The sequence below is a fragment of the Candidatus Falkowbacteria bacterium genome (assembly GCA_013336275.1).
Classification (GTDB): Bacteria; Patescibacteriota; Patescibacteriia; order Patescibacteriales; family GWE2-39-37; genus JAAXUA01.
The window spans coordinates 1-21,361 of record JAAXUA010000008.1; the positions used below are offsets into that span (position 1 = coordinate 1).

Below are 21,361 nucleotides of genomic sequence, written 5' to 3' on the forward strand. Positions count from 1 at the left end.
GCCCCGCGGAAGCGGGGCTTTTACTTATGAAAAAAAACGCCTCTTCCGTGAAGAAGAGGCTGCGAGTGAAGATAAGAACGTACCTCTGGCCCTAGAATCAGGGACAGTCCAAGCTTCGGTGGGCTTGTGCGCATGTAAGCCGCTTAAACCTTAGCTGTGGATCTCGATACGGGCGAGGCCGTTGTTCCGGCCTCACGGATTTTGAAAATGAACTGCTACCGCCCATCTAGTCAGGTACCGGAATTTCCGATTCGTCGTATTGACCGAGCGGATTGGTCCGGCAGCGTACGCCGCGCAATAGGATAATAGGCGTTGGAGCTGCGCTCCGCGGTTGTTGTGCTGCCTCCCCCAGGAATATTCTCATCCAGGTGAGAGTTTCGGCCTTTTGCCAGGGACGTGTCCGCTGGCGGCCTTGGTCCACAAAGGACGTCGTAGGCGACCCTTCGGGTCGGTTTCAGGCCCGATGTACGTGCCTTGCCGGCGATGTGTACAAGCCCGGTTCGCTCGCCGCTACTTGGGGCCCGGCGATGATGCGCACTAGATTATCCAATCCTGACTTTCCGTTCTCATCAAGCATTCCACTCGCAAACACATATTAACAATTATCGGCCGGTTGTCAAATAAAAAAAGGCTGCCTTCACATGAGGCAGCCGCATTCGATCAGGATTGATCAAAACAGGACCAAATAACCTACAGTGATGCCCTTGGACGTGGTGCAGACACATTCGAAAATATCTTTCGGCGGCCCTTCCCATGGCTTTTCACTGGTAGCAATCTTGAAAAATAGGACTGGAGCATCTTCGAAGATGCAAGGCGTGGTCACCAGCTGGACATAGTGCTCTTTTCTGGTGCCGGCCCGGCGGTTGTTGATCGTGCAACTGACCACCTCTAAGCCATCAACCATAAACTCACTGAGACCCCCGTTAAAATAGACGAATGCCGCCGTTTTTCCTTTCACCTCCCTTGGCAAGCCGGCATTCTCCAACAGACTTCGGCTGCGTTCCATTGTTTCCCTAATCCGCTTACCTAGGTCTCCAGATGAACCATCATTTTCCATACTTACCCCCTTTGCAAAGGACGAGATCGAGTTGTTTTCATTATATTACCCAAAAAAAATTTCGGCAAATGAAAAAAAGCCGAGCGTTGCCGCTCGGCGTCGTCCTAGCAATTGCCTGCCTGGCGCAGCTCTGCAGTACTACACAGCTTGCCGTGGACATAGCTAAAAAACCAGAACCTCCCTTCGAAATGATCAGTGATGACAATGGTGCCGGCAGCCAGACCCTTGGGGTCGAAAAATACGTTGCAATTGGCCATGACACCCTCTTTCTTGAATTCGATTACGAATGGCAAATCCACGTAGCCAAGCGGCGGTCCGGATTCAGGGAAATCCAGAGTAATCGGTTCGAGAAAGCAATTTATTGCCGATAAGGCTGAAACTATCATCTTTTCAGAAAACAGCTTCAATGCTGCATATTGCTGATCCACAGTCATCACCCCCTTCTTTTGGAATAAAGATCGCGACTAGCTTGCATACATTAAAGCCGTAAAGCGGATTTAAGTCAACTGTAACATTTTCCGGCTTTCTCTGTATTATTATGTAAGTAACCAAACATATATGCGACTTTATCTGAAAAAATTCAGCTTCATCCCGGTATCGCTGCTAATAGTCCTGATGCTAGCCTTTTTATTGCGTCTTAGCGTAGCTGCCATATCGGCACACCCTTAATCATTGTTTAATGGTTATATTTTATAGTACCCGCATCATCTGAAAATCATTGCTCAGGAGCATGTCCAGCAATGGCAGCTGATGATGCTGGCTTTTCCCGGCTCGGCCGCCCCATTATCTTCCAGGAAAAATCGCAGCATCGCCAACTGCCATTAAGGATAGGCCTACCGATTGATATAGGTCGGGAGGCCTTTTTATTTGCCAAATACTTCAAAAAATATTATAGTATTCTGACTTTGTAACAAAATTAGTGTGTTACTGTAATATAAAGCAGATATGCCAAAGAAAGCCCAAGCTGACTTCCTTGCATACTACAATCAGTATAAAGATAAGATCTATACTTATTTCTGGTATCGAGTGGGTTTCAACCAAGCCTTGGCCGAAGATCTGACCTCCGAAGTATTCATCAAAGCTTTGAAAAACTTTGACAGCTACGACCAGGGTCGGCCTTTTCAGGCTTGGATTTACAAAATCGCCCAAAATCACCTGATCAACCATTACAAGACCTCGAACCGGGAAACCGAATTGATCGAGGCCATCGAGGCGCCGCAGCGCGAAAGCTACTCGATCGAAACCAAGCTAGAACTTGAAAGGGTGATGGAGCATATGCATGAACTGAACCAATATCACCGCGAGGTGCTCTTGCTCCGGTTCGTCGACGGCCTGGACAACCAGGAAATAGCGAAAGTGCTGGACAAGGAGGAGGGCGCAGTCCGCACCCAGATCAGCCGCGCGCTGGAGGAATTAAGAAAAAGAATTAACTAAGACCATGAACCAACCGCTCGAAAAGCTGCTTGGCAGCCTGCCCAAGAAAAAATTATCACGCAAAGCCGATCTGAAGATCAGGTTCAATTTATGGCGTATCCAGATATCGCAGGCCTGGCAGGAATTCGATCTTTCCATGGCCAAAGGCTGGCAGGCTGGACTGGCCTCAGGCTTGATCATGCTGATCGGCCTCAGCAGCACCGGCGTTTACGCTTACTCCAGTGACAAGGTCAACCGCCAAAGCCGTCTCTATCCGATAAAACGAACTCTGGAAAACATAGAAAAGTCAGTGACGAAGAAAGCAGCATCTCAGCCCGCCCTCCAAGCCAAGTTCGCTTCCAGGCGCTTCGCTGAGGCGCGCACCCTGATTAGCGGCTCGAACGATCCGAAACTGATCAGCGACGATTTGGACCTGACCCTGGGCGAAGCTAATGAAAACATCAAATCAGCCAACGAAGATATCGATTCCATGGAAAACGAGAACGAGCAGGAGAAGATAATCGAGCAGCTGGGATCTGAAAACCAGCGCCACTCCCAAGACCTTGAACGCATCGCCGTCAACCTCTCCCTGGACGATGATGAGAAAATCGTTGATGCCGTTGCCAATACCCTTGAAAATCTTGAGCAACAGAAGGCCTTCCTGAAGAGCCTCTCCAAGAAACAGCGTTCCTCCACCGTCCGTGGAAAACCGGCTTCGACTTCGGCTGCCGTTATCAGCACCACCTCTAAACCAGCTGACGTCCCCGTTGCCACCGCTTCCTCGACTACAGCCAAAGAAAAATCTGAAAAATCCAAAGATCTGGAATCGCTCAAGCAGATGAAGAAGCGCGTGGAGTCTTTCAAGAAAGAACAGGAAAAGAAGCAGAAGCAGAAACCCAATCCGAAAGCTGAAAAATTCATCAAGAACCTTGAGAAAAAAGTCGACCAAGCCGAATCATCAATCAAGCAAGGTGACAAAGAAAGCTTCCAGAAAATATACGATACCACGACTGCCCTGACTAATACCGGAAACCACTTCATCGCCTCGTCGAGTGAAAAGTCGCCAGACAGGCAGGAAGAAATAAACAAACCGGCTGAAACCCGATCGGAAGAGAGGCCAGAGGACGAACGGATAACCGAACAGAGGCGAGAGCAGGATTCCAAAAGATACGAAGAAAGAAGGAGCAGCGACAGCAACGAAGAACATCGAGACTAATAAAAAAACACCGCCGATTACGGCGGTGTTTTTTTAAGCGATCATTTATTTATGAAATTCTGCCAAACGGCCAACGCCAGCAAGATGCTCCAAACAGTCTGGTAAAGGCGATACCCGAAACGGAAACGCCGGGGCCGTCTGACCTCCGACAGCTCCGTGCCATGCTGTTTGACCAGCCACCAGTCGGCCTTGAACTTCCTGACCAGAAGCAGGAAAAGAAGCACGAGTAAGATAAAGAATGTTAATTGGAAAAACCCGGTCTGCGAAAACCAGCCCAGACGATTGAACCAGCCCTGACCGACGAACCAGCAACCGAGGCCTAGCCCGAAACCGCGCAATGATTTTGAACGGGTCTGAAGGAAAATACTTTCCAGCCCTGAGGGGTCGGAAATCGTAAAACCGTTCAAATAAAGATGCCGGCCGGCAAAAAAGAGCAGGGCCAAACCGAGCATGACCAGAAATTCGGAAACCAGATCAAGCCACGGCACCGAAACGCCGTCCAAAAGCCCTAGCTTCATCTTAAGTACGTTTATAAAAACCCCGAACAACGGCTGACTCTGAAAATTTTCCTTGTCCCCGACAGCCAGGCTGTAAACCCCGATCCGGCGCGACGGTTCAGTCACTACCAGATAATAAGTCGTCCCCGCCGACACCTCCAACTCAATCTTCTCGCCGTTATACAGGCGCTCCAAGCTGTAGGGTTCCAACATGATATGGCGAGGCCGTAACAATTGATTGTTGAGCACGAAACCGGTTAGTCCGCTGGGGAGCATCAAGCTAGTAGGCAAAGGGCGGCCGATGCGGTCTCCGACTCCAGATCCGACTACCAGCAATTCCGGAAAAAAATTATCCATCCCCGGCCAGGCTGGGACCAAAAGCTCTAGCGATACGACGCCGGAAATCGTCGGCTGAAACCTATAGGCATCGACCTCTCCCGGATGCTTCAATTTGCCATAGACCGCCAGAGACTGCTGGTTGGGGTCAGGGATCATCTCGGCACTCTCCAGGCGTAATGCTGATAATTCTTGCTGGTTAGCGGCATTACCCTCCAAAAAAGGCACATGAGCCGAGGCGCCGAACGGAATAGCAACGGCAACAAGCATTAACAGGAAGAATGTCTTTCGAAAATTTTTAAGCATGGTCATTATTAGTTACTGAATATATTTTAACACGATTTGCCCTAGGCCACCAACAAGGATTGACAAATCAGCCATTTTGTTATAACCTGATCCATCAACTATTTTTCCGATAGTTCCCCATGGCTATCCAATTATTATGGCCAAATTCATTTCTTGGCTGGCTGCGGCTGCCGCGCTTTTAGCCTTACCGCTGACTGCCGCGACTGCTGACTGCCCCAGCCAGCCCAACCAGACCGTGCAGCTTACTTGCACCAGCTTTTGCGACGCTTACGGCAAAGACTTTAACATCAAAAACCAGGGCCTCTACCAGAGACTCAAGGGACAGATTATCCTTAAGGTCCAGGGCAATGGAGAAGCTTATTACGTCTCTCCATTTTCGCAGAAAATCATCTACCTCGGACACGGACAGAAAGCCCTCGATGTCCTTTTGAGCCAGAGTTCTGGCATTACCGACGCCGCCTTGAGAGGGTTAATCCCTGGCACAGCCCGGTCATTCGGCCCAGACAGCGACATGGACGGGCTGACCGACAACTATGAGCAGGCAATCGGCACCAAGCCGTACAACTTCAACTCTGACAACGACCGCTACAGCGACTTTCTCGAAGTCAAATCGGGTTTCAATCCGCTCGGTTACGGAGCTTGGCCGATCAATTCGGCGGCAACGGAAAAACTGAAGGGACGCGTCCTTCTGCAGGTCGAAGATCTCGGCCAATCATGGTACGTGAACCCCAAGGATGGCAAGCGCTATCTTTTCACTAGCCAATACGACACCGACGAGATGATCAGGACAATCGGTACCGGCATTTCCAATTATACTTTCGACCTGATGGTAAAATAACTGAGATTCAAAAACTCCGCCCAAGGGCGGAGTTTTTCGTTTCAAAAAAAATAGGGCCAGACTTGCTGGCCCTAGAGGATTTCAGCGCTCAGCTGAAGATGTCGATCTCGTTATCCGCCAAATCATAAGTCCGGCGGTAAATCAGCTGTTGCTCGCTGTCCTCGGGATCAAGGGAGGAAGCGGCCAGATTCAGATTGAGATATATCTGATAATTGCGTTTGTCATTCGACAGAGTCCTTCTTTGGCAGACTTCCAGTGCTTGAGCCAAATGGCTATAAAAACTGCCTGCGGCCGAACGTCTCAGTTGCCAGGCTATATGGCTGCATGATTCTCCTTTGAGAAACTGCTCCAGACAGATTTCGAACTGCCGCTTAGCCTGCTTTTCCGATTCTTCGCCGTTAACCTCCGCAATCTGCTGCCTCATATCATCGCCACGCCTCATTTGCAAAACTTTCGCTCCCACTACCTACCTCCCGAATTTGGTTTCGTGCTCCGACTTGGTGCGGAATGCACCCGATCAATGATACCGGAGTCAGACTACCATGTCAAGGTAACGACCAGCACGCCGCCGCCCCCTTCATTGAGTTTACCCTCCGTAAAACGATGGCCTGCCCGGGTCAGCATATTCTCAACCAGCTCTTTGATCACGCCGACGCCATCAGGCGAATGCAGCCCTTTGCCCGTCACGATACGCAAGCGACGATAACCGCAATCGCGCGCTTCATCAAGAAGCTCGAGCAGCAACGACCTGGCCTCAGCTTGGGTGTAGCCATGCAGGTCGAGCTCGGCGTCGATCCGCTGCTCGTATTTATTCTGTTTGAGTCGGCGCATTTTCATACGGAAATGATAGCGCTTACATCGCGGATGCGCAAGCAAAGCAAAATCCCGCCGGTTAAGGCGGGATTTTGCGGAGTATGATTCTAAGATCGACTAAAGTACTGCGTCCTTAGCGGCCTTTGCCAAGCGGAACTTGACGACGGTCTTGGCAGCGATTTTGATCTTAGCGCCGGTTGCAGGGTTGACGCCCATGCGTGCCTTGCGCTTAGCCTTCACCATCTTGCCGAAGCCTGGAACGACGAATTCGCCAGCCTTCTTGACCTCTTTGTAAGCCATCTCAGATAAAGCGGCGAAAAAGCCGTCTACCTGCTTCTTGCTCAAACCGGTCTTGTCAGCCAATGAGGCGACGAGTGCCGATTTAGTCATCTTTGCCATAGGGTTTCAAAGATTAAGTTAATTATCCCCTTTATTATAGCGTATTTTGAAAATGCCTGGAAGGGATTGCTAACGATTTAGCCTTATCCGCTTCCGATTTATTAAAATCTGCCGATAAACGCTAGGTTTTGCTGCTATATATTATAAGAAAAACCAGACCGCAGGTAATGAGTCGAGCCTTTGTTTGTGGCAGCTGCGCTGCTTACCTCTTGACAAAATATAAAAAATCAGTATAATATATAACCACTGCACCTTATACCACCTGGAAGGAGAAAAAGTTGAGAAAATTTCCGACAAAAGCCAGCAACAAAGAAGTGGCGATCATCCTGGTCCTGGAGCATCTCCAGGCCGCCGCCATCCCGGTCCTGACGATGGACCAAGCCTTTGCCTTGGTCACCGAGGCCACCAAAAGCCAGCACAGGCGCATGGTCAGAGATGACCGAATTTCCATTGATCAGCGCAAATACCGCCGCGATTTCTTCCCCAACAACTTTCTCGGCCACAAGCAGATTGCCATCAGCCTGACTCACAATGGAGACTACATCTTCTATCTCAAAGAGACCGCCAGACATCCGGTAAACCGGAAAGTCATCAGCCTCTTCGAAAGAGGATCTAATGCAGGACTGCTTCCCGACCTCCTTCCCCGTCGCGCCGCCATCGGCCGATAAACCCCGCAACCAAGCGGAGCCACCCAAGTGAGCTCCGCTGTTTTTTTAGGCAAACCTCTGCCAGTCGATATTCCCTTGAAGAAAATCCTCGATGGCATATCCGTCCGTGTACTGGAAGTGCGGACGGTCCTTGAACCATTTCCAGCTGCCGCCCCACTCCAGCCCGACACTCTTTCCGATTGCGCCGATGCGGTCAAAAGATTTCAAATCATTCCAATCAGCCTTGCCAGCCTTGACCGGACAAAAATCAAAGGCCACGCCATAGTTATGAAATGAGAAGCCGCCGCGCACCTGGGTCACCACCTTGCCTGGTGTCGTCCGGCCGCAAGCATAAAGCCGGTTCTGTTCTTCGACCGTGCGCAGCGTCTGCGTTATCACCACGGACAATCCTTGGCGCCGGCACTCGGCCATAAGGGCCAAGGCCAGGCGTCGGACTTTAGGCTTAAGAGAATCCAATCTATTCATAAGCTTGGGTAATAAAAACAGCCGGCCCATTTCGGTCCGGCTGTCTTATATTTATTATTTTTTCACATCAACTGCGGCTGCCGGCTCTACCGCCCCTTTCATCAAAAGGGGAGTCGGAACGCCAGGGCCTGACTGGCTGTTGATTCTTTCGTCAAGCACTTCCTTGACCAAAGGCACGATAACCGCTCGGCGATAAAAATTCGGATCATCTTTCGGTATTTCCTTGATCGGGAAAATCAGCGCCGGAACCAGAAGTTCCTCGTTAAAAGCCTTGATTGAGGCGATGTTCATGTAATTATAATACCTGATGAAGCCGCGGACCGGCTCGCCCAATTCTACGGTGACCGTCTTGGCCCCTTCGGAGCGATAGCTGTTCACGCCGCCGGTCTCAGCATAAGAAAGGATTTTTTTGACATCGGTCTCAACATCATAAGCGGAGCTCTCATAAGTCTGAGTGGTCAAACCATAAGCGGCAGCGACACGCTTAGTCTTGATGTGCACCGAAATAGTCAACCCTTGCTTCTGCGCGCCGTATTCTTCATAAACATTCTGGCCGCTAATTGCCAACGGATAGACAACCTCGACCGTTTCCGGCAGATAGTAATCAGCTTTGTTCGGAGCGGCGTCGTAGCTTGAGCGCCAATAGTTATTGACCTCGGGCGCACCGAAGGCTGAGGTGTTGATGCCATGCTCTTTGACGAAGGCGTCAGCGATAGCGACAGCATCGGCATCAGAAGGTATTTCCTCGTACTTGATTCTCTGCGCCTCATAACAGGCCTGATCGGAACCGCACTTGCCTGCTGGCCAAGTCTCCCAATTCTGGCCGATAGACACCGACCCGTCATCGAAGGAAATATTGATATTATAGCCGAGATCATCCTTCTGGACGAAACTGGCGCTTTGCATCAGCATTCCGCTGAATGAAGACAGGTCAGCCGGACCGAAGTTCAGACTGGACAACAAGCTGCCGGCATCAACACTGGTGCTTATCGTCTTTATCCGGCGCATGACTTCGACGCTTGATGACCCGACGGCCAACTCGCCCTTGTATTCGAATTTGTAATTCTTGAACTCAGCCGGTGGCATGATGCCGATAGCCATCTTAGCGTCAGCAGCGGCCGCGCCGCCGCCACCCATGCCTAAAGCCACGCCCCTTGCCGGAGCGATCGAGGAGAGAGCCGCGTTGGGACTGGTGACAGGCTGTGCGGCCGCGCCCTCTGTCGGTTGGCCGAGCTTGCCATAATGTTGTCCCGCCACTTTGCTGACACTCAAGGCGAAAGCTGGCGCCATGCGGTTGACGGCCGTTCTTTTAGTTTTGCCTGTGGGTTGCCATGAGCTCCAAGGGCTGGCATACCACAAGGAAGCTGGGAGAATGGCGGCGATCAGGATGACGAAGAACATCACCGAGAGGCCAGATCCGATTTTTTTCATATAGTTTGCTTAATTTAAATTCTATAAATATTATAGCAGAAAAAATTAAAAAATAATTAAGCCGCCCGTATGGGCGGCTTAATCAACGATTGAAAATTTCTGATTACTTGACCGGTGGCGGAGTTACCGGCACTTGCTGCCCGGCTGGCGGCTGCTGCATCCGGACCTTCTTTACCGGATTCTTCGAACCGCGCCACGACTTCCAAGGGGTAGCATACCACAAGGAAACAGAGAGGATGACAGCGACTGCTGCGACGATAATCATCACATAGGCGCCCAGACTGACCTTTTTCATAATAGTGAGCTTATTTTAGTCACTATTTATTATACCAGAAAAATAGCATGACACCAACAAGTAGCGCAACGCGGCTACATGCTCATGGGCATTGCCTCTCTCACCTCTGTCGATCCGCCCATGGCGATATGCGGCGCCGACTTGGCGATTTCGACCGCCTCTTCAGACGAGTGGACGTTGATAATCAGATAACCGGAGACATCATGGCTGCCTTCGTGGAACTTTCGGACTCCGCCCTCAGTCACGGCCACGCCCTCATCCGTAAGCGGCAAGCCGGACTCGATAACTCCGCTTTTGAACAAATTGGTCATCCAGGCATTCCACTCTTTCATGTTTTCATCTTTTTTTTCCGGCGACGGTGTGCCCCCGCGAAAAAAAAGGATAAACTTTTTCATACTGCTTCTTAATATTTAGCTCCTTTGATTTAACTAAGCCACTCTTTCATTAAGACCAGGTTAAGCGGACTGGTTGCCGTTCATTGTCCGTCAACCGAAAAAGCGCCTTTCGGCGCTTTTGCTGCTTGCCAGATATTTTTCTAATCAAGCGATAAACGATATTTTATACCTTCGGCTGGACTGAAGACGACCTCATGCGTCCCGAAAAAAGTGTTCCACCCAAGAAGCGAACGAGCGTCCTTGCGCTTGATGAAGTCCACGGTTCCAACCACCCCCTCTTTGGCGCTGCCCACAACGATCCCAATCTTTGAAGGAAAAGAATCGACCTGGAACATATCCGGTCCGGCAAAGGCCTTGGCTTTTTTGAGCTTATCGATATCAATGCCCAAAGCTCCTGCCACTTCACTAGGAAAGCAGGAAACATCAGCCCCACTATCCGGGGTCGCCAGAACAGTGATTGAGGCTTTCTTGCTGACCAAAGTAACGGGAACATACATGAGCGCGGAGGTCGGCTCAACCAGAAAGAAAACCGGAGCGGCCATCATTTGGGCTAAAGGCAAAAGATCATCCAGACTCTTGGCATAGTGAGGCTTTTTGACCCTGCCCCCGGACTCAACCGCTTGATCAAACAGCATCCACTCAAGATAATGCTTCCTGATCAGCTTGGTGTCGGTAAAATAATAGAAATCTCGCAAAAAAGGCCTTTTGTTTGCCATATGGTATTTATTATTATGCCTTAATTATATTCGCAATTGCATATTGAGTAAAATTCTTATAAATGTAATATATTACCTACATAATTATATTAATTTTTATTATTTTATATTAGCAATAAAATTATATTAATTGATAATTTTATTTATTTATGTAATAATTTATATACATATATCAACTCGCCTGTTGATCAGGTGCGGGACCCCCGGCTGCGCCCTTGCGCCGGCCACTAAACAAGTGTAGGTTTTTTGTACATTATGTAACAAAAATTCTACACTTTTATGTTATAATATACCTTATTTTTATATTATAATTAGCCTTGTTTACATTTATCAATATTTTATATATAATTATTGTAGTAGATTTTCTACATTAAATCCGAGCTAATGCTCAATCCACGGCAGCTGGAACAATTTGGGTTGAACGAAAAGGAGGCCAGAGTATATTTGGCCGCCCTGCAACTCGGCGCTTCCAGCGTCCAAAACATCGCCCAAGCGGCCAACATCCATCGCGTCAGCACTTACGACATCCTGGAAAGTCTCAAAGACAAAGGCTACGTCGAGGAGTCGACCGAGGGCGCGAGAAGGGTGATCATCCCGGCCGACCCGGAAAGCATGATGGAATCGATCCGCCGAAAAGAGCGGGTTTTTGCCGACTTGATGCCCGAACTCAAGGCCTTGCAAGGCAAGAAGGGCGGCAAGCCGCGCGTGCTTTACTTCGAAGGACGGGACCAGGTTTGGCAGACCTATCTTGATTTCATCGGTTCGGAGACCGGCACCATCCTGATTTACGGCTCCGCCGACAGTGGCCTCGCTTCATTCCCTGCCGACCTCGCCGCCAAAGCCGCCAAAAAACTCTCGACCATCTCCGCCAGGATAATCGCCGAGTCTGGCACGATTAGCAGCTTGTCCGGAAAATCCAAGACGGAGATCAAAATGGTTGCTGCCGGCAAAGTATTCCGAAACAACGCCATTATCGCCGGCAATCGCGTCCTGTCCATCTCTTGGGATGATATGGTGGCCTTAGTAATCGAAGATGGCAACCATGCCGACAATCAAAGATTCATTTTCAATATGCTATGGGACAATTTGCCATAGTTTTTTTAGTTCTTCAGATAACTTGTGGCTGATTCTTCCGTTTCCGCAAATAGTTTTTATCGCGCATACGGGATCGTAGCTATTTTTTCTGCGAAATAACCCTAATCAATGTTATTTCGCAGAAAAAATGCACAGATATCCGTCTAAGCAGGAAAAACTATTTGCGGAAACAGAAGCTTGATTTGACCACAGAAATCTCCTGAGAACGAATTTTTATTATCAAAAGATAAGCCTATGCAGAAGCTTAAAAAATTATTGACCATCTGCACCGTAATCTCGTTGGTGGTCGCCAACGGACGTGTCATTGTGGTCAACGCCAGTCCGCTTACGTCGGTCAGCGACACTTTGACCGACTCCGCGGTCGGAGCCGCTGCTGACCACACTGTGACATTGACGACCAAGACTGCGCTGGCTGCTGGCGACTACTTCAGCGTCATCCTGCCGGTAGGGTTCGGCGGCATTCTCCTGCCAAACGTCTCTTGTCCGGCAAACACCGATGCTGATTCGCCGGCTTCCTCGACGGCCCTCTGCGTCGCCAACGCTCCGATCGCGACTGGAACATTCTCGATCATCATTTCTGATGTAGCCAACCCCGGAACCGCAGGCAGCCAGATAATCGAAGTTTCTACCAGAGACTCTGGCGACGCTATCATAGAATCAAGCCAGGCCATGGTCGCGATCATCGACAGCATAGTCGCCCAAGCTGATGTTCCTGCTACCCTGACTTTCGAAATCAGGCCGCTCTCCACCAGTACCACGGTCAACGGCGCGACCACCACGCTGGCCACCGCCACAACATCGATCGCCTACGGCGATCTGTCGATCAATACTCCCGAAATCGCCGCCCAGGAACTCCGCGTCATAACCAACGCCACCGAAGGATTTTCCGTAACCATCCAGCAAGACCAGAATCTGATGTCTGGCGGAAGCGCCGACATCGATTCATTCATTAACGGAACCTCATCCGCCCCCCAAGCCTGGACTGCTCCATCCTCAATACTGGACGCCGAATGGACCTACGGCCACTTCGGCTTTACGACTGACGATGCTTCGCTGTTCGGCGGAGACCTCTTCGGCGACAGCCTCTGGAAAGGCTTGGCTTCGACGACTCCTGCCGAGGTGATGTACCACGACGGACCAGCCGATGGTTTGGCTGAGGGCAAGGGCGTAGCCAAGATCGGCTATCAGATCGAGGTGGGCGGCTTGCAACAGACTGGCGACTATTCCAACAATCTTACATACGTCGTGACTCCGATATATTGACGCTTTATCCAAATAAAAAAACTCGGATCTTGCCGGTCCGAGTTTTTTTATGCTTTTTTCGCAGAAATTGCTGGCTGTTCGCGCCATAGGCGCGCATGTGCTATATTTATGTTAATAAAAACGGCTTTTCGTTTTTTTATTTGAACAATTTACGCCGTCATGATGCCAAAAATATCAATCATTTTCTTTATCGCCTTAATACTTTCCGGGGTAACCCTATATTCTTTAGACCGGAAAAGCATTATTAGCATACTGCCCAAATCTCCTGAACGGATCATCGGGCTAATGCTGTCTGCTATGTCCGACGTCGATACTTACAGCAGCCGTGCTGATTTGTCCCTGTCCCTCTCGCTTGATCGGCAAGTTGCCCGCGATTCTATTCTCAAAAGCCTGTTCGATGACCGACCGGGCCAAGTCTTGGGCGAGCGAATCTATGCCAGTTCGTCCCCGTCAAGCACTCCTGTTTCACCCCGCGTCGAAGCATCACCGGACCAAGGCTTGTCCGCCACCGACGAAAAAGCCATCATCGAACTGTCCGGCAAGCTCAACAGCAAAATCGACAACGCCGATACGGCTTCTTTGCGCAAAGAGTTGATGGCCGACATAGACGTTAAGACCAGCAATGATAAATCAGGGCTGCACGGCTCAAGCATCGCTATCGGCAAAGACATCTACTTCAAAATCGACGCCTGGCCATCGCCGCTGGCAAAATTAGCCGATGGATCAATGTCCGGAAAATGGTATCTTTCCAATATGGGGCAGCTAGGTTCTTCCAGCGCTAGCTTGGACAAGCTGTCCCGGATAAGTCCTCAAGAGTGGGGCTTGTTCAAGGAACAGGTCGGCTTGATCATTACATCTCACAAGCTATTGGCTTTCACCAAGCTTGAAAATGAACGGTTGGACGGCCACGAGACCTACCGCATCAGAGTCGAGATAGACAAAAGTCGGTTGGGTCCAGCGCTGGAAGAAGCTGCCGGCTTGGCTGCCCAGACATTTGCCGGAGCGCCTGGCCAGTTAGCCGAGGAGCTCGGGCTTCCTAAAAACCAAGCCTATTTTTTACAGGCGGAAAAAGTGATTAAAAAGATAGATGTTAGCTTATGGATAGACGCCCAGACATTCAGGCTAGACAAGCTCAGCTATTCGCTTAGCCTTGATTTCAGCGACATCGAAAAGCAGACGACTGCCAGAAGCTCGGATACTGCTGGTCCGAATCTTAAGCTAGCCGGGGAAATCGGATTCCATAATTTCAACCAGCCGCAGAACATTCTCGCACCCGAAGACTTCACGATTTTCAAGACGCCTGCCATAGCTGGCGACTCAGACAATGATGGTCTAAGCGACTTGGAAGAAGCGCTCTACGCCGCTGACCCGTTTGATCCCGACTCGGATAAGGACGGCTTCAGTGACGGAGATGAAGTCAGCAAAGGATTTGATCCCAAAGGTCCTGGCAGATTAGCCTCCACTACCCCTTGATTAAAAAACCTCGTCCCAAGGACGAGGTTTTTATCAACTATTTTTCCGTAAATAAGCTTCAAGCCATTCGCGAAGCTCCCTGAATGCCCGGCCGCGATGAGACAAGCCATTCTTTTCTTCCATGCTCATCTCGGCAAAAGTCACATCATAGCCTTCGGGAATGAAAATCCGGTCATAAGGCAGCTTAGGATGGGCTTCACCGGCCAGGGCGTCGGCGATCCGTCCTTTGATTTCACCGGTAAACGTCCAATGCTCACCTGTCGGTGAGACCAGGACAGCCGAGCTGACAAAACAACCTGTCCGCCGTGCTTCAGGCACACCTTCAAGCGCCGACAACGTGAATTCAGCCAGATCGACACCCTCGCCAGCCCAACGGGCCGAATGGACGCCTGGTTTGCCGCCCAAAGCATCGATGCAGATGCCGCTGTCGTCGGCAGCCGACCATTCGCCGGTCAGCGTAGCGACATAACCCGCCTTGATCAAGGCATTGGCCTCGAATGTCTCCCCATCTTCGACCGGTTCTTCCTTGACTCCGGCCTCCTCAGCATCGATGATCTCTATCGGCAGCCCCGAAAGGATAGCCCTCATCTCGATGATCTTGCCCTTATTATGGGTCGCAAAAATTATTTTTTCCATATGATTAACCTTAGCTTGAATCTTTAAAAAATGGAAGTCCCGGCAAAAATCATAAACCCGAACCCAACAAAAAAGCAGGCCTCATGACCTGCTTTCGATATATCTTAAAGCGATTTTATAAGTTTCAGTATGTCGTTATGTTGCAAGGTGTTCGTTGCCAGAACGCTGCGATCGGACAATTGCCACGGCTTGCCAGCCAAATCCGTCACTTGGCCGCCGGCCTCTCGTACCAGCAAGATGCCGGCCGCAATGTCCCACGGCTTGGCACCAGGAATCATCAAGCTATCAACCCGGCCGCTGGCGACGTAGGCCAATTCCAGGGCGGCGCTGCCGAGTTGGCGGCAATCGAATTGGCTCTGCTTCTGTTTCTGATAATATTTCAAAGCCAGCTTGATATCATTTTCCATATAGCCGTGACAGAAGGTGTGGATCGAGCGGTTGCCGCGCAGATCAGAAACCCGTATCTTCTTGCCGTTACGGGTCGCCCCTTGATGCTTGACTGCCACGAACATCTCGTTCATGACCGGCAGGTAGACGACGCCGACAATCGGCTGGCCTTGATAAGCCAAAGCGATAGAAATGGACCACAGCGGATTATGAAAAGTGAAGTTGGTCGTGCCATCGATCGGATCGATTATCCAGAGGTAGTCCGACCTGGACTCGTCGGCGCCTTCTTCTTCTCCGAGGATGCCGTGGTCAGGAAAAGCCTTGGTAATTTCCTGGCGTATGATCCGTTCGGAGGCCGTATCGAATTTGGTAACCACTTCATGCTGCGACTTGAAAGCGATCTGTTGACGGTCGAAGCGCTCGAACTCTTTGACCAGCATTATCCCGGCCCTTTTGGCAGCGGCTACTGCAACCGTCTTGAATTTAGTATTTATCTTTTCCATATGGCAATTCTTCAAGTATCTTAAGTTCTAATTTGTCCTCAGCCGCATCCCAGACAGCGAAGCTGGCCATGTAGAACACCCCGCCCAAGGTCCCCGGGTTGATCAGGCGCACGCCATGCTCTTCCGACTCCCAGGGCTTGTGGGTGTGGCCATAAAAGACTAGGTCGAATTTGGCCTGATGGAACAGATGCTTGATGTGATACGGCTCATGGCAGAATCCGACCTTCTTGCCATTGATTACCATTTTGCCTCCCTTGCGGTCGTAGAATTTGATATTGGGATAGCTATTGATGATAGCTTCATCATAATTATCGGCATTGCCCATCAGGAGGTGGATCATGCCCTTGAAGCGTTTGGCCAAGAAGTCCACCGACTCGGCGTTGGCGACATCGCCGCAACAGATGAGCGTAGCGATCTGCTCGCCGTTGCACCAATCGAGACAGCGTTCGAGATTGGCCAGATTGTCGTGAATATCGGAAATTATGGCGATTTTCATGATTGTGTCTTTTGTTCGGCTTCGCTCAGATTATCCTTGAGTCTGATAGCCGGCACGACTGCCGACAGCACCACCAAGGCGTTGACCAGGAAAAGCTCGCGCAACCCGACCCAGTTAAGCAGGATGGCTGAAGCCGCGGCGGCCATGATATAGCCGATGGGCGCAGCCGTACGGAATAAATCTATCAGGTCGACATCATCGCCGTCAATCCGCTTGTAGAAATAAGAGTCGCGCAGGATGGCGACCGAAGCGGCGCCGACGCGCGTCGCCAGCATGCCCAAGGACCAGATCCAAACTGACGGAACCGTAATGAAATAAAGCAGGCCGGTAAAAATACCTTGCCAGATCAGAAAGAAGATGAGCATCTCTTTCTCGCCCCACTTCTTGTCAGCCAGCCAGCCGATCGGATATTCGAAAAAAACGAACGGGATCAGCATGATCATCAGGATCGTGCCGATCTGCCCCCAGCTCAAGCCGAGGTCCTTAAGATAAAGCGAAGAGTAAATTATCATCAAGCCATAGAAGAACTCCAGGGCGCAAGAAATATAATAGATTTTCTTGATGCTGCCGCGATGCCAAGCCTTGGCCAAAAGCTCCTTGACGGTCGAACGGATGTCCGGATGGCCATTCACGATATGCCCCAGCCCGGAAAAAACGAAGAGCAGGATAAGGCTCTTCAAGATCAAAACCATTATTATGATCATGGCGAAGCCGTAGTTTTCCAGAATCCAGCTCGACAATTTCGGGCCGAAAATGAAACCGACGTTAAGGATGGTCAGATAGATGCCGCGGATCCTGCCGGATGAATTGTCTCGTGAATAGGACTCCAAAACCACATCCATGCTGACATTCATCAGGCTGTCGAAAATCAGGAACATGATCAGCGCCACGATGCCGATCCAAGGCGAATAGCCGACCAGCATCAGGGAAAGCGACATGATTTCGCCGGTGATCGCCAAACGCAAGATATGCGACTTGCCCCACACCCGGACGAATTTGTGGAGATTGACCAACAAAACCAAAACGATGAGATAGGCGACGAAATAAAAGCCGCCCACGTCTTCTTGGCCCGATTGCTGCTTGAAGAAACTGGCGGCAACATAAATCAGGAGCGACTGCGAGAAGCCGACCATGGCCGCTAAGCTGTAGATTATCCCTAGTTTCCCCTTGGTAATAGCTGTCATGCTAGGTATTAATGGCGGAGCTTGATTTCGTAGACCATCTGTTCGATCCGGCGCAGGTTGCCCTTGGCCTGATCATATTTGGTGCGTAAATAAGAAGTGAGATTGAATTCGACCAGTTCGGCCATGATTTCGGTGATTATGTCCTTGATCCTTTCGACCTCATCGATGCGTCCGTTGGTTGCCTCCTTGATCGCTAAGCGCACCAGCTCTCCGGTGGTGTCGCAAAGTCCGGCCAGATAGCTGTCAAAATCGACTTTCAGCTCCTTGATCGGGCTGATTTCGCCGGCGGACATGATTTTGTAGAAAAGCTTGGCCTCGACATATTCCTCCAAAGCGGCCTTGTAGCTGCCTTCGTAGCGCAAAGCCGGCGTCTTCTTGAAGGTCGGCTCCAAAGCGGCTAGCGCGGCCTCGACTTCCTTAAGGATGGCGGCTGCTTCCTTCACCTGGCCGCGGTGCAGGGTAAAAATAGATACTTTCGACTTGTGCAAAGCGTCATTGGCGCGTCCGATTATTTCCCGGCGGCTCTGATTGAAAAAAGAGTAATCCTCTTTAAGCTTGACGAAAAACTGGTGTTGAGACATGTAGTAAGTCTAAATTATAAAGGCTAATTTCTAAATGTTTTTATCATTTAGCCTTTAGAAATTAGCCTTTAGCCTTGAAACCTATTCCGCTACACGGAAGACTTCTTCCAGGCTGGTCTGGCCCATCAACGCTTTGATGACGCCATCTTGAGCCATCATGACCATACCGAAGCGCATGGCCACATCACGCATATCATATTCGCTGACATTGCCCGACAGGATCATCTTCTCGATTTCTGGGTTCATGGTCATTATTTCATAAATACCGACTCGGCCCTTGAAACCGATGCCTTGGCAGCGGTCGCAGCCCTTGCCTTCATAGAACTTGAGGTTGTCCATATCGATCGTTGATTTTTCCCCAGCGGGAAGCTTCTCGATCAGATCTTTGGCTCGCTGGAGATACTCGGCCGAAGGCACGACCTCCTGCTTGCACTCCTGGCAGATGCGCCGCACCAAGCGCTGGCCGATGACCGCGTTGATGGCTGGAGCCAAAAGGAAGGGTTTTACGCCCATGGACATGAAGCGCGGTACGGCGCCAGCCGCATCGTTGGTATGGATAGTAGAAAGCACTACGTGGCCGGTCAGTGCGGCCTGAATGGCCACCTCGGCCGTTTCCAAATCGCGGATTTCACCGACCATGATCACGTCCGGGTCTTGCCGGACGATAGAACGCAGAGCCTGAGCAAAAGTATAATTCGGACCGGTCTGCGATTGGTTGACTCCCTTGAGCTGATATTCGATCGGGTCTTCCACTGTAATAATTTTGGTCTCGGAGTCATTAAGCTTTTTCAGGATAGCGTACAGCGTAGTCGTCTTACCTGATCCGGTCGGTCCAGTAGTGACGATCATACCGTTCGGCCGCTCAACCTCACGCTTGAGCTGCTCGAAAGCCGAAGCCCTTATACCTAGCTCCTCAAAACCCAGGCCGACCGAACTCGAGCGCAAGAAACGCATGACGACGCTTTCGCCGTAGGCGGTCGGCAAAAAGGAAACGCGGATATCGATCCTTTCTTTGCTGGTATTTATAGAAATGCGCCCGTCTTGAGGGCGGTTGATGATATTTATCTTTACCTTCGCCAAGCCCTTGAGGCGGGAAATTATTTTTTTCCACAGATCGGACTCCAGGCTGGCAACCTCATGCAGCACGCCGTCAAGGCGGAAGCGGACCTTGATGGCGACTTCCTCAGCCTCGATGTGCATGTCCGAAGTACCGGATTTGACGGCTGCAGCCATGATCACTTTGATGATTTCCGACACCTGCCCTGTATTGATTTGTTTTTGCAAATCCGTGAATGAGGTGAAAGTTTCGCTATACTTGTCCAGGTCGGACTCCTCGATCGTCAGGCCGCGCGATTGCACGATCCGCTTTGGCAGCTTCTCATAAAAATCGAAAGCGTACTTCATACTGTTAGCCGAGACATAATATAATACGCCCCGGCAGTGGTGCTCATCCATAAGCTCCTTGAACTTTTCCATGACTTCAGGATTGGTCGGCTGGTTGGTCGCGGCATTAATCTTGGCGCCGTCATAATAGAAGCAGACCAAGCCCAGGCGCTTCGACTCCTCTTCAGTAATAAGCTGGATCGCTTCCGGGCTGATAGGAAACTTGAACACGTTGAAATATGACAAACCATAGGCGGCGGCGGCGAGTTCGGCCTCGCGCTCGACGTCTTTCTTGGTGATATCAGCCTGCTTGGCAGCGAACTTCGATGTGGCAGAATTGTCATCATCACTGACCTTGCCCTTCGAGGCCCTGATCAGGTCCTCGATCGATTGTACTGATTTGTCCTTATTCATATATGTATTCTTTAGCTATCATACCAAAAAAAGCCTTTCTAATAAAGCGCACCTGCCAAACCAAAGGGCTGGCAGGTGCTATGCCGATTTTATGAATATACTATTTGGTCCAACCGTCGAACAACCGCACCAGCTTGCTGACTCCGCCCTTACCGGTCAGCTCCAAAAAGAGGCCGGTCCAAGCGCTGATCTGGAAAACGGTGATCAGCGAGCCGAAAGCCGCTACGACAAAGATGCCGATAATAAGGGCCAAGGCAAAAACCAAGGAAGAAGCAGCAGCAGAAATAGTGTAATAAACTAGCAGCGATAAGAACAGGAACGGTATAGCCAGGGCCAACAGGATAATCAGGATGGAAAAACCCGCGACAAAAGTAATGAAGAAGAGGATGAAGGCCATCTCTAGGCTGACCAGCCAATTATCGAGGAACAGGTTCCACCCCCGCCTCAGGGCGGTATAGAATTCATCACCTTTGATGATGCGGTAGGCCATGGCGTACTTAATGATGAAGGTTAGGACAACCGCAATCGGGATAAAGATGAGGAAACTGAAAAGGTAAATGAAATTCAGACCGACAAGACCGACGTGCTTGAAGCTTAACGCGACCGGAATGCTCATGAGTATCAGGCAGAAGTAAATGACGAATTTGATAATGACGTTCAATCCGGCCAGGGTCCAGAAATTATTCATGCCGACCTCGAGTCCGGCTTTGAAATCGTGGTTCTTTTTCAAATAGATCTGGGTCGCGTTATGCACCAGCGAGCCCTGGGAAACTATAGTCAGCCAAAGGATGAAGATCGTCACGAACAGCAAAAGCAGAGTCATGGCAACGAACAGCACGAACGAGGCCGGATCGTTCAACATGAAAGCCTTGAGAGTCGCTGCGGTCTGCCCGCTAAAAACGTTGGTCTGCGCGTAGCGATTCAAGGTATCGATAATGCCGAAATTCGGCATGCCCGACATGCTCTGGCTGACGATTTCGTACTCGCCGGTGCCGATCATGGCGGCGAATAGGCCGAAGAACCAGAGGTACTTATGACTCCAGCTCAACCCCCAGGCTTGCTTCAAAATGTTTCGATACAAGGACATAAAATTCCCCCTTA

The 21,361-nt window shown here is 50.3% G+C and carries 24 protein-coding genes and 1 pseudogene; 7 read left to right on the forward strand and 18 right to left on the reverse strand.

Annotation, left to right across the window (positions count from 1 at the left end):
- Positions 1 to 670: 670 nt before the first annotated feature.
- A complete protein-coding gene (locus tag HGA34_05490; protein ID NTW22957.1) occupies positions 671 to 1,057 on the reverse strand; it encodes a hypothetical protein in 387 nt (128 codons plus the stop codon).
- Positions 1,058 to 1,161: 104 nt separating this feature from the next.
- Complete coding sequence (locus tag HGA34_05495) at positions 1,162 to 1,491, reverse strand: hypothetical protein (protein NTW22958.1); 330 nt, start codon at positions 1,489 to 1,491, stop codon at positions 1,162 to 1,164.
- Between the two features lie 511 nt (positions 1,492 to 2,002).
- Between HGA34_05495 and HGA34_05500 the strand changes: the two genes are divergently transcribed.
- On the forward strand, positions 2,003 to 2,491 hold the full coding sequence (locus tag HGA34_05500) for an RNA polymerase sigma factor (protein NTW22959.1): 489 nt from the start codon (positions 2,003 to 2,005) through the stop codon (positions 2,489 to 2,491).
- A 4-nt stretch (positions 2,492 to 2,495) separates the two neighbouring features.
- Entirely contained in the window at positions 2,496 to 3,686 is a 1,191-nt protein-coding gene (locus tag HGA34_05505; protein NTW22960.1) for a hypothetical protein, read from the forward strand.
- A 41-nt stretch (positions 3,687 to 3,727) separates the two neighbouring features.
- On the opposite strand, the gene HGA34_05510 is transcribed toward HGA34_05505, so the two are convergent.
- Entirely contained in the window at positions 3,728 to 4,825 is a 1,098-nt protein-coding gene (locus HGA34_05510) for a hypothetical protein (GenBank protein ID NTW22961.1), read from the reverse strand.
- Between the two features lie 511 nt (positions 4,826 to 5,336).
- Here HGA34_05510 and HGA34_05515 point away from each other — a divergent pair.
- Positions 5,337 to 5,453 (forward strand): annotated as a pseudogene (locus HGA34_05515) (calcium-binding protein).
- A gap of 298 nt (positions 5,454 to 5,751) precedes the next feature.
- Here the strand turns inward: HGA34_05515 and HGA34_05520 are convergent.
- The 3 genes from HGA34_05520 to HGA34_05530 all read right to left on the reverse strand — a co-directional run bounded on the left by HGA34_05520 (position 5,752) and on the right by HGA34_05530 (position 6,875).
- Entirely contained in the window at positions 5,752 to 6,087 is a 336-nt protein-coding gene (locus tag HGA34_05520) for a hypothetical protein (GenBank protein NTW22962.1), read from the reverse strand.
- Positions 6,088 to 6,200: 113 nt separating this feature from the next.
- Positions 6,201 to 6,500, reverse strand: a complete 300-nt coding sequence (locus HGA34_05525) for a Smr/MutS family protein (GenBank protein ID NTW22963.1) — start codon at positions 6,498 to 6,500, stop codon at positions 6,201 to 6,203.
- A gap of 93 nt (positions 6,501 to 6,593) precedes the next feature.
- Positions 6,594 to 6,875, reverse strand: coding sequence for an HU family DNA-binding protein (locus HGA34_05530; GenBank protein ID NTW22964.1), 282 nt, complete (start codon positions 6,873 to 6,875; stop codon positions 6,594 to 6,596).
- Between the two features lie 278 nt (positions 6,876 to 7,153).
- Here HGA34_05530 and HGA34_05535 point away from each other — a divergent pair, with 278 nt between their 5' ends.
- The gene (locus HGA34_05535; protein ID NTW22965.1) at positions 7,154 to 7,543 is read left to right on the forward strand and encodes a hypothetical protein; all 390 of its coding nucleotides are present in this window, start codon (positions 7,154 to 7,156) and stop codon (positions 7,541 to 7,543) included.
- A 45-nt stretch (positions 7,544 to 7,588) separates the two neighbouring features.
- Here the strand turns inward: HGA34_05535 and HGA34_05540 are convergent, their stop codons facing one another.
- The 5 genes from HGA34_05540 to HGA34_05560 all read right to left on the reverse strand — a co-directional run bounded on the left by HGA34_05540 (position 7,589) and on the right by HGA34_05560 (position 10,845).
- On the reverse strand, positions 7,589 to 8,008 hold the full coding sequence (locus HGA34_05540) for a M15 family metallopeptidase (GenBank protein NTW22966.1): 420 nt from the start codon (positions 8,006 to 8,008) through the stop codon (positions 7,589 to 7,591).
- A 54-nt stretch (positions 8,009 to 8,062) separates the two neighbouring features.
- Entirely contained in the window at positions 8,063 to 9,439 is a 1,377-nt protein-coding gene (locus HGA34_05545; GenBank protein ID NTW22967.1) for a hypothetical protein, read from the reverse strand.
- Between the two features lie 103 nt (positions 9,440 to 9,542).
- Positions 9,543 to 9,734, reverse strand: a complete 192-nt coding sequence (locus HGA34_05550; protein ID NTW22968.1) for a hypothetical protein — start codon at positions 9,732 to 9,734, stop codon at positions 9,543 to 9,545.
- A 74-nt stretch (positions 9,735 to 9,808) separates the two neighbouring features.
- Entirely contained in the window at positions 9,809 to 10,129 is a 321-nt protein-coding gene (locus HGA34_05555) for a hypothetical protein (protein ID NTW22969.1), read from the reverse strand.
- A 140-nt stretch (positions 10,130 to 10,269) separates the two neighbouring features.
- Entirely contained in the window at positions 10,270 to 10,845 is a 576-nt protein-coding gene (locus tag HGA34_05560; GenBank protein ID NTW22970.1) for a hypothetical protein, read from the reverse strand.
- Positions 10,846 to 11,229: 384 nt separating this feature from the next.
- Here HGA34_05560 and HGA34_05565 point away from each other — a divergent pair, with 384 nt between their 5' ends.
- From HGA34_05565 to HGA34_05575, 3 genes are all read left to right on the forward strand, one after another.
- The gene (locus HGA34_05565; protein NTW22971.1) at positions 11,230 to 11,940 is read left to right on the forward strand and encodes a hypothetical protein; all 711 of its coding nucleotides are present in this window, start codon (positions 11,230 to 11,232) and stop codon (positions 11,938 to 11,940) included.
- Between the two features lie 234 nt (positions 11,941 to 12,174).
- A complete protein-coding gene (locus HGA34_05570) occupies positions 12,175 to 13,203 on the forward strand; it encodes a hypothetical protein (GenBank protein NTW22972.1) in 1,029 nt (342 codons plus the stop codon).
- 159 nt (positions 13,204 to 13,362) lie between these two features.
- Positions 13,363 to 14,676: a hypothetical protein gene (locus HGA34_05575; protein NTW22973.1), complete on the forward strand. Its 1,314-nt coding sequence runs from the start codon at positions 13,363 to 13,365 to the stop codon at positions 14,674 to 14,676.
- A 33-nt stretch (positions 14,677 to 14,709) separates the two neighbouring features.
- Here the strand turns inward: HGA34_05575 and rdgB are convergent, their stop codons facing one another.
- The 7 genes from rdgB to HGA34_05610 all read right to left on the reverse strand — a co-directional run bounded on the left by rdgB (position 14,710) and on the right by HGA34_05610 (position 21,347).
- The gene (rdgB, locus tag HGA34_05580) at positions 14,710 to 15,312 is read right to left on the reverse strand and encodes an RdgB/HAM1 family non-canonical purine NTP pyrophosphatase (protein ID NTW22974.1); all 603 of its coding nucleotides are present in this window, start codon (positions 15,310 to 15,312) and stop codon (positions 14,710 to 14,712) included.
- A gap of 104 nt (positions 15,313 to 15,416) precedes the next feature.
- Positions 15,417 to 16,202: an inositol monophosphatase gene (locus tag HGA34_05585; protein NTW22975.1), complete on the reverse strand. Its 786-nt coding sequence runs from the start codon at positions 16,200 to 16,202 to the stop codon at positions 15,417 to 15,419.
- Entirely contained in the window at positions 16,183 to 16,698 is a 516-nt protein-coding gene (locus HGA34_05590) for a YfcE family phosphodiesterase (GenBank protein NTW22976.1), read from the reverse strand. Before HGA34_05590 ends, HGA34_05585 begins: the two co-directional genes overlap by 20 nt.
- Complete coding sequence (locus HGA34_05595) at positions 16,695 to 17,882, reverse strand: MFS transporter (GenBank protein ID NTW22977.1); 1,188 nt, start codon at positions 17,880 to 17,882, stop codon at positions 16,695 to 16,697. Before HGA34_05595 ends, HGA34_05590 begins: the two co-directional genes overlap by 4 nt.
- 8 nt (positions 17,883 to 17,890) lie before the next feature.
- Positions 17,891 to 18,463: a hypothetical protein gene (locus tag HGA34_05600; GenBank protein ID NTW22978.1), complete on the reverse strand. Its 573-nt coding sequence runs from the start codon at positions 18,461 to 18,463 to the stop codon at positions 17,891 to 17,893.
- Between the two features lie 81 nt (positions 18,464 to 18,544).
- A complete protein-coding gene (locus HGA34_05605; protein NTW22979.1) occupies positions 18,545 to 20,260 on the reverse strand; it encodes a type II/IV secretion system protein in 1,716 nt (571 codons plus the stop codon).
- 100 nt (positions 20,261 to 20,360) lie between these two features.
- Positions 20,361 to 21,347 carry a hypothetical protein gene (locus tag HGA34_05610; protein NTW22980.1) on the reverse strand — a complete coding sequence of 329 codons (987 nt, stop codon included), beginning with the start codon at positions 21,345 to 21,347 and terminating at the stop codon, positions 20,361 to 20,363.
- Positions 21,348 to 21,361: the final 14 nt, after the last annotated feature.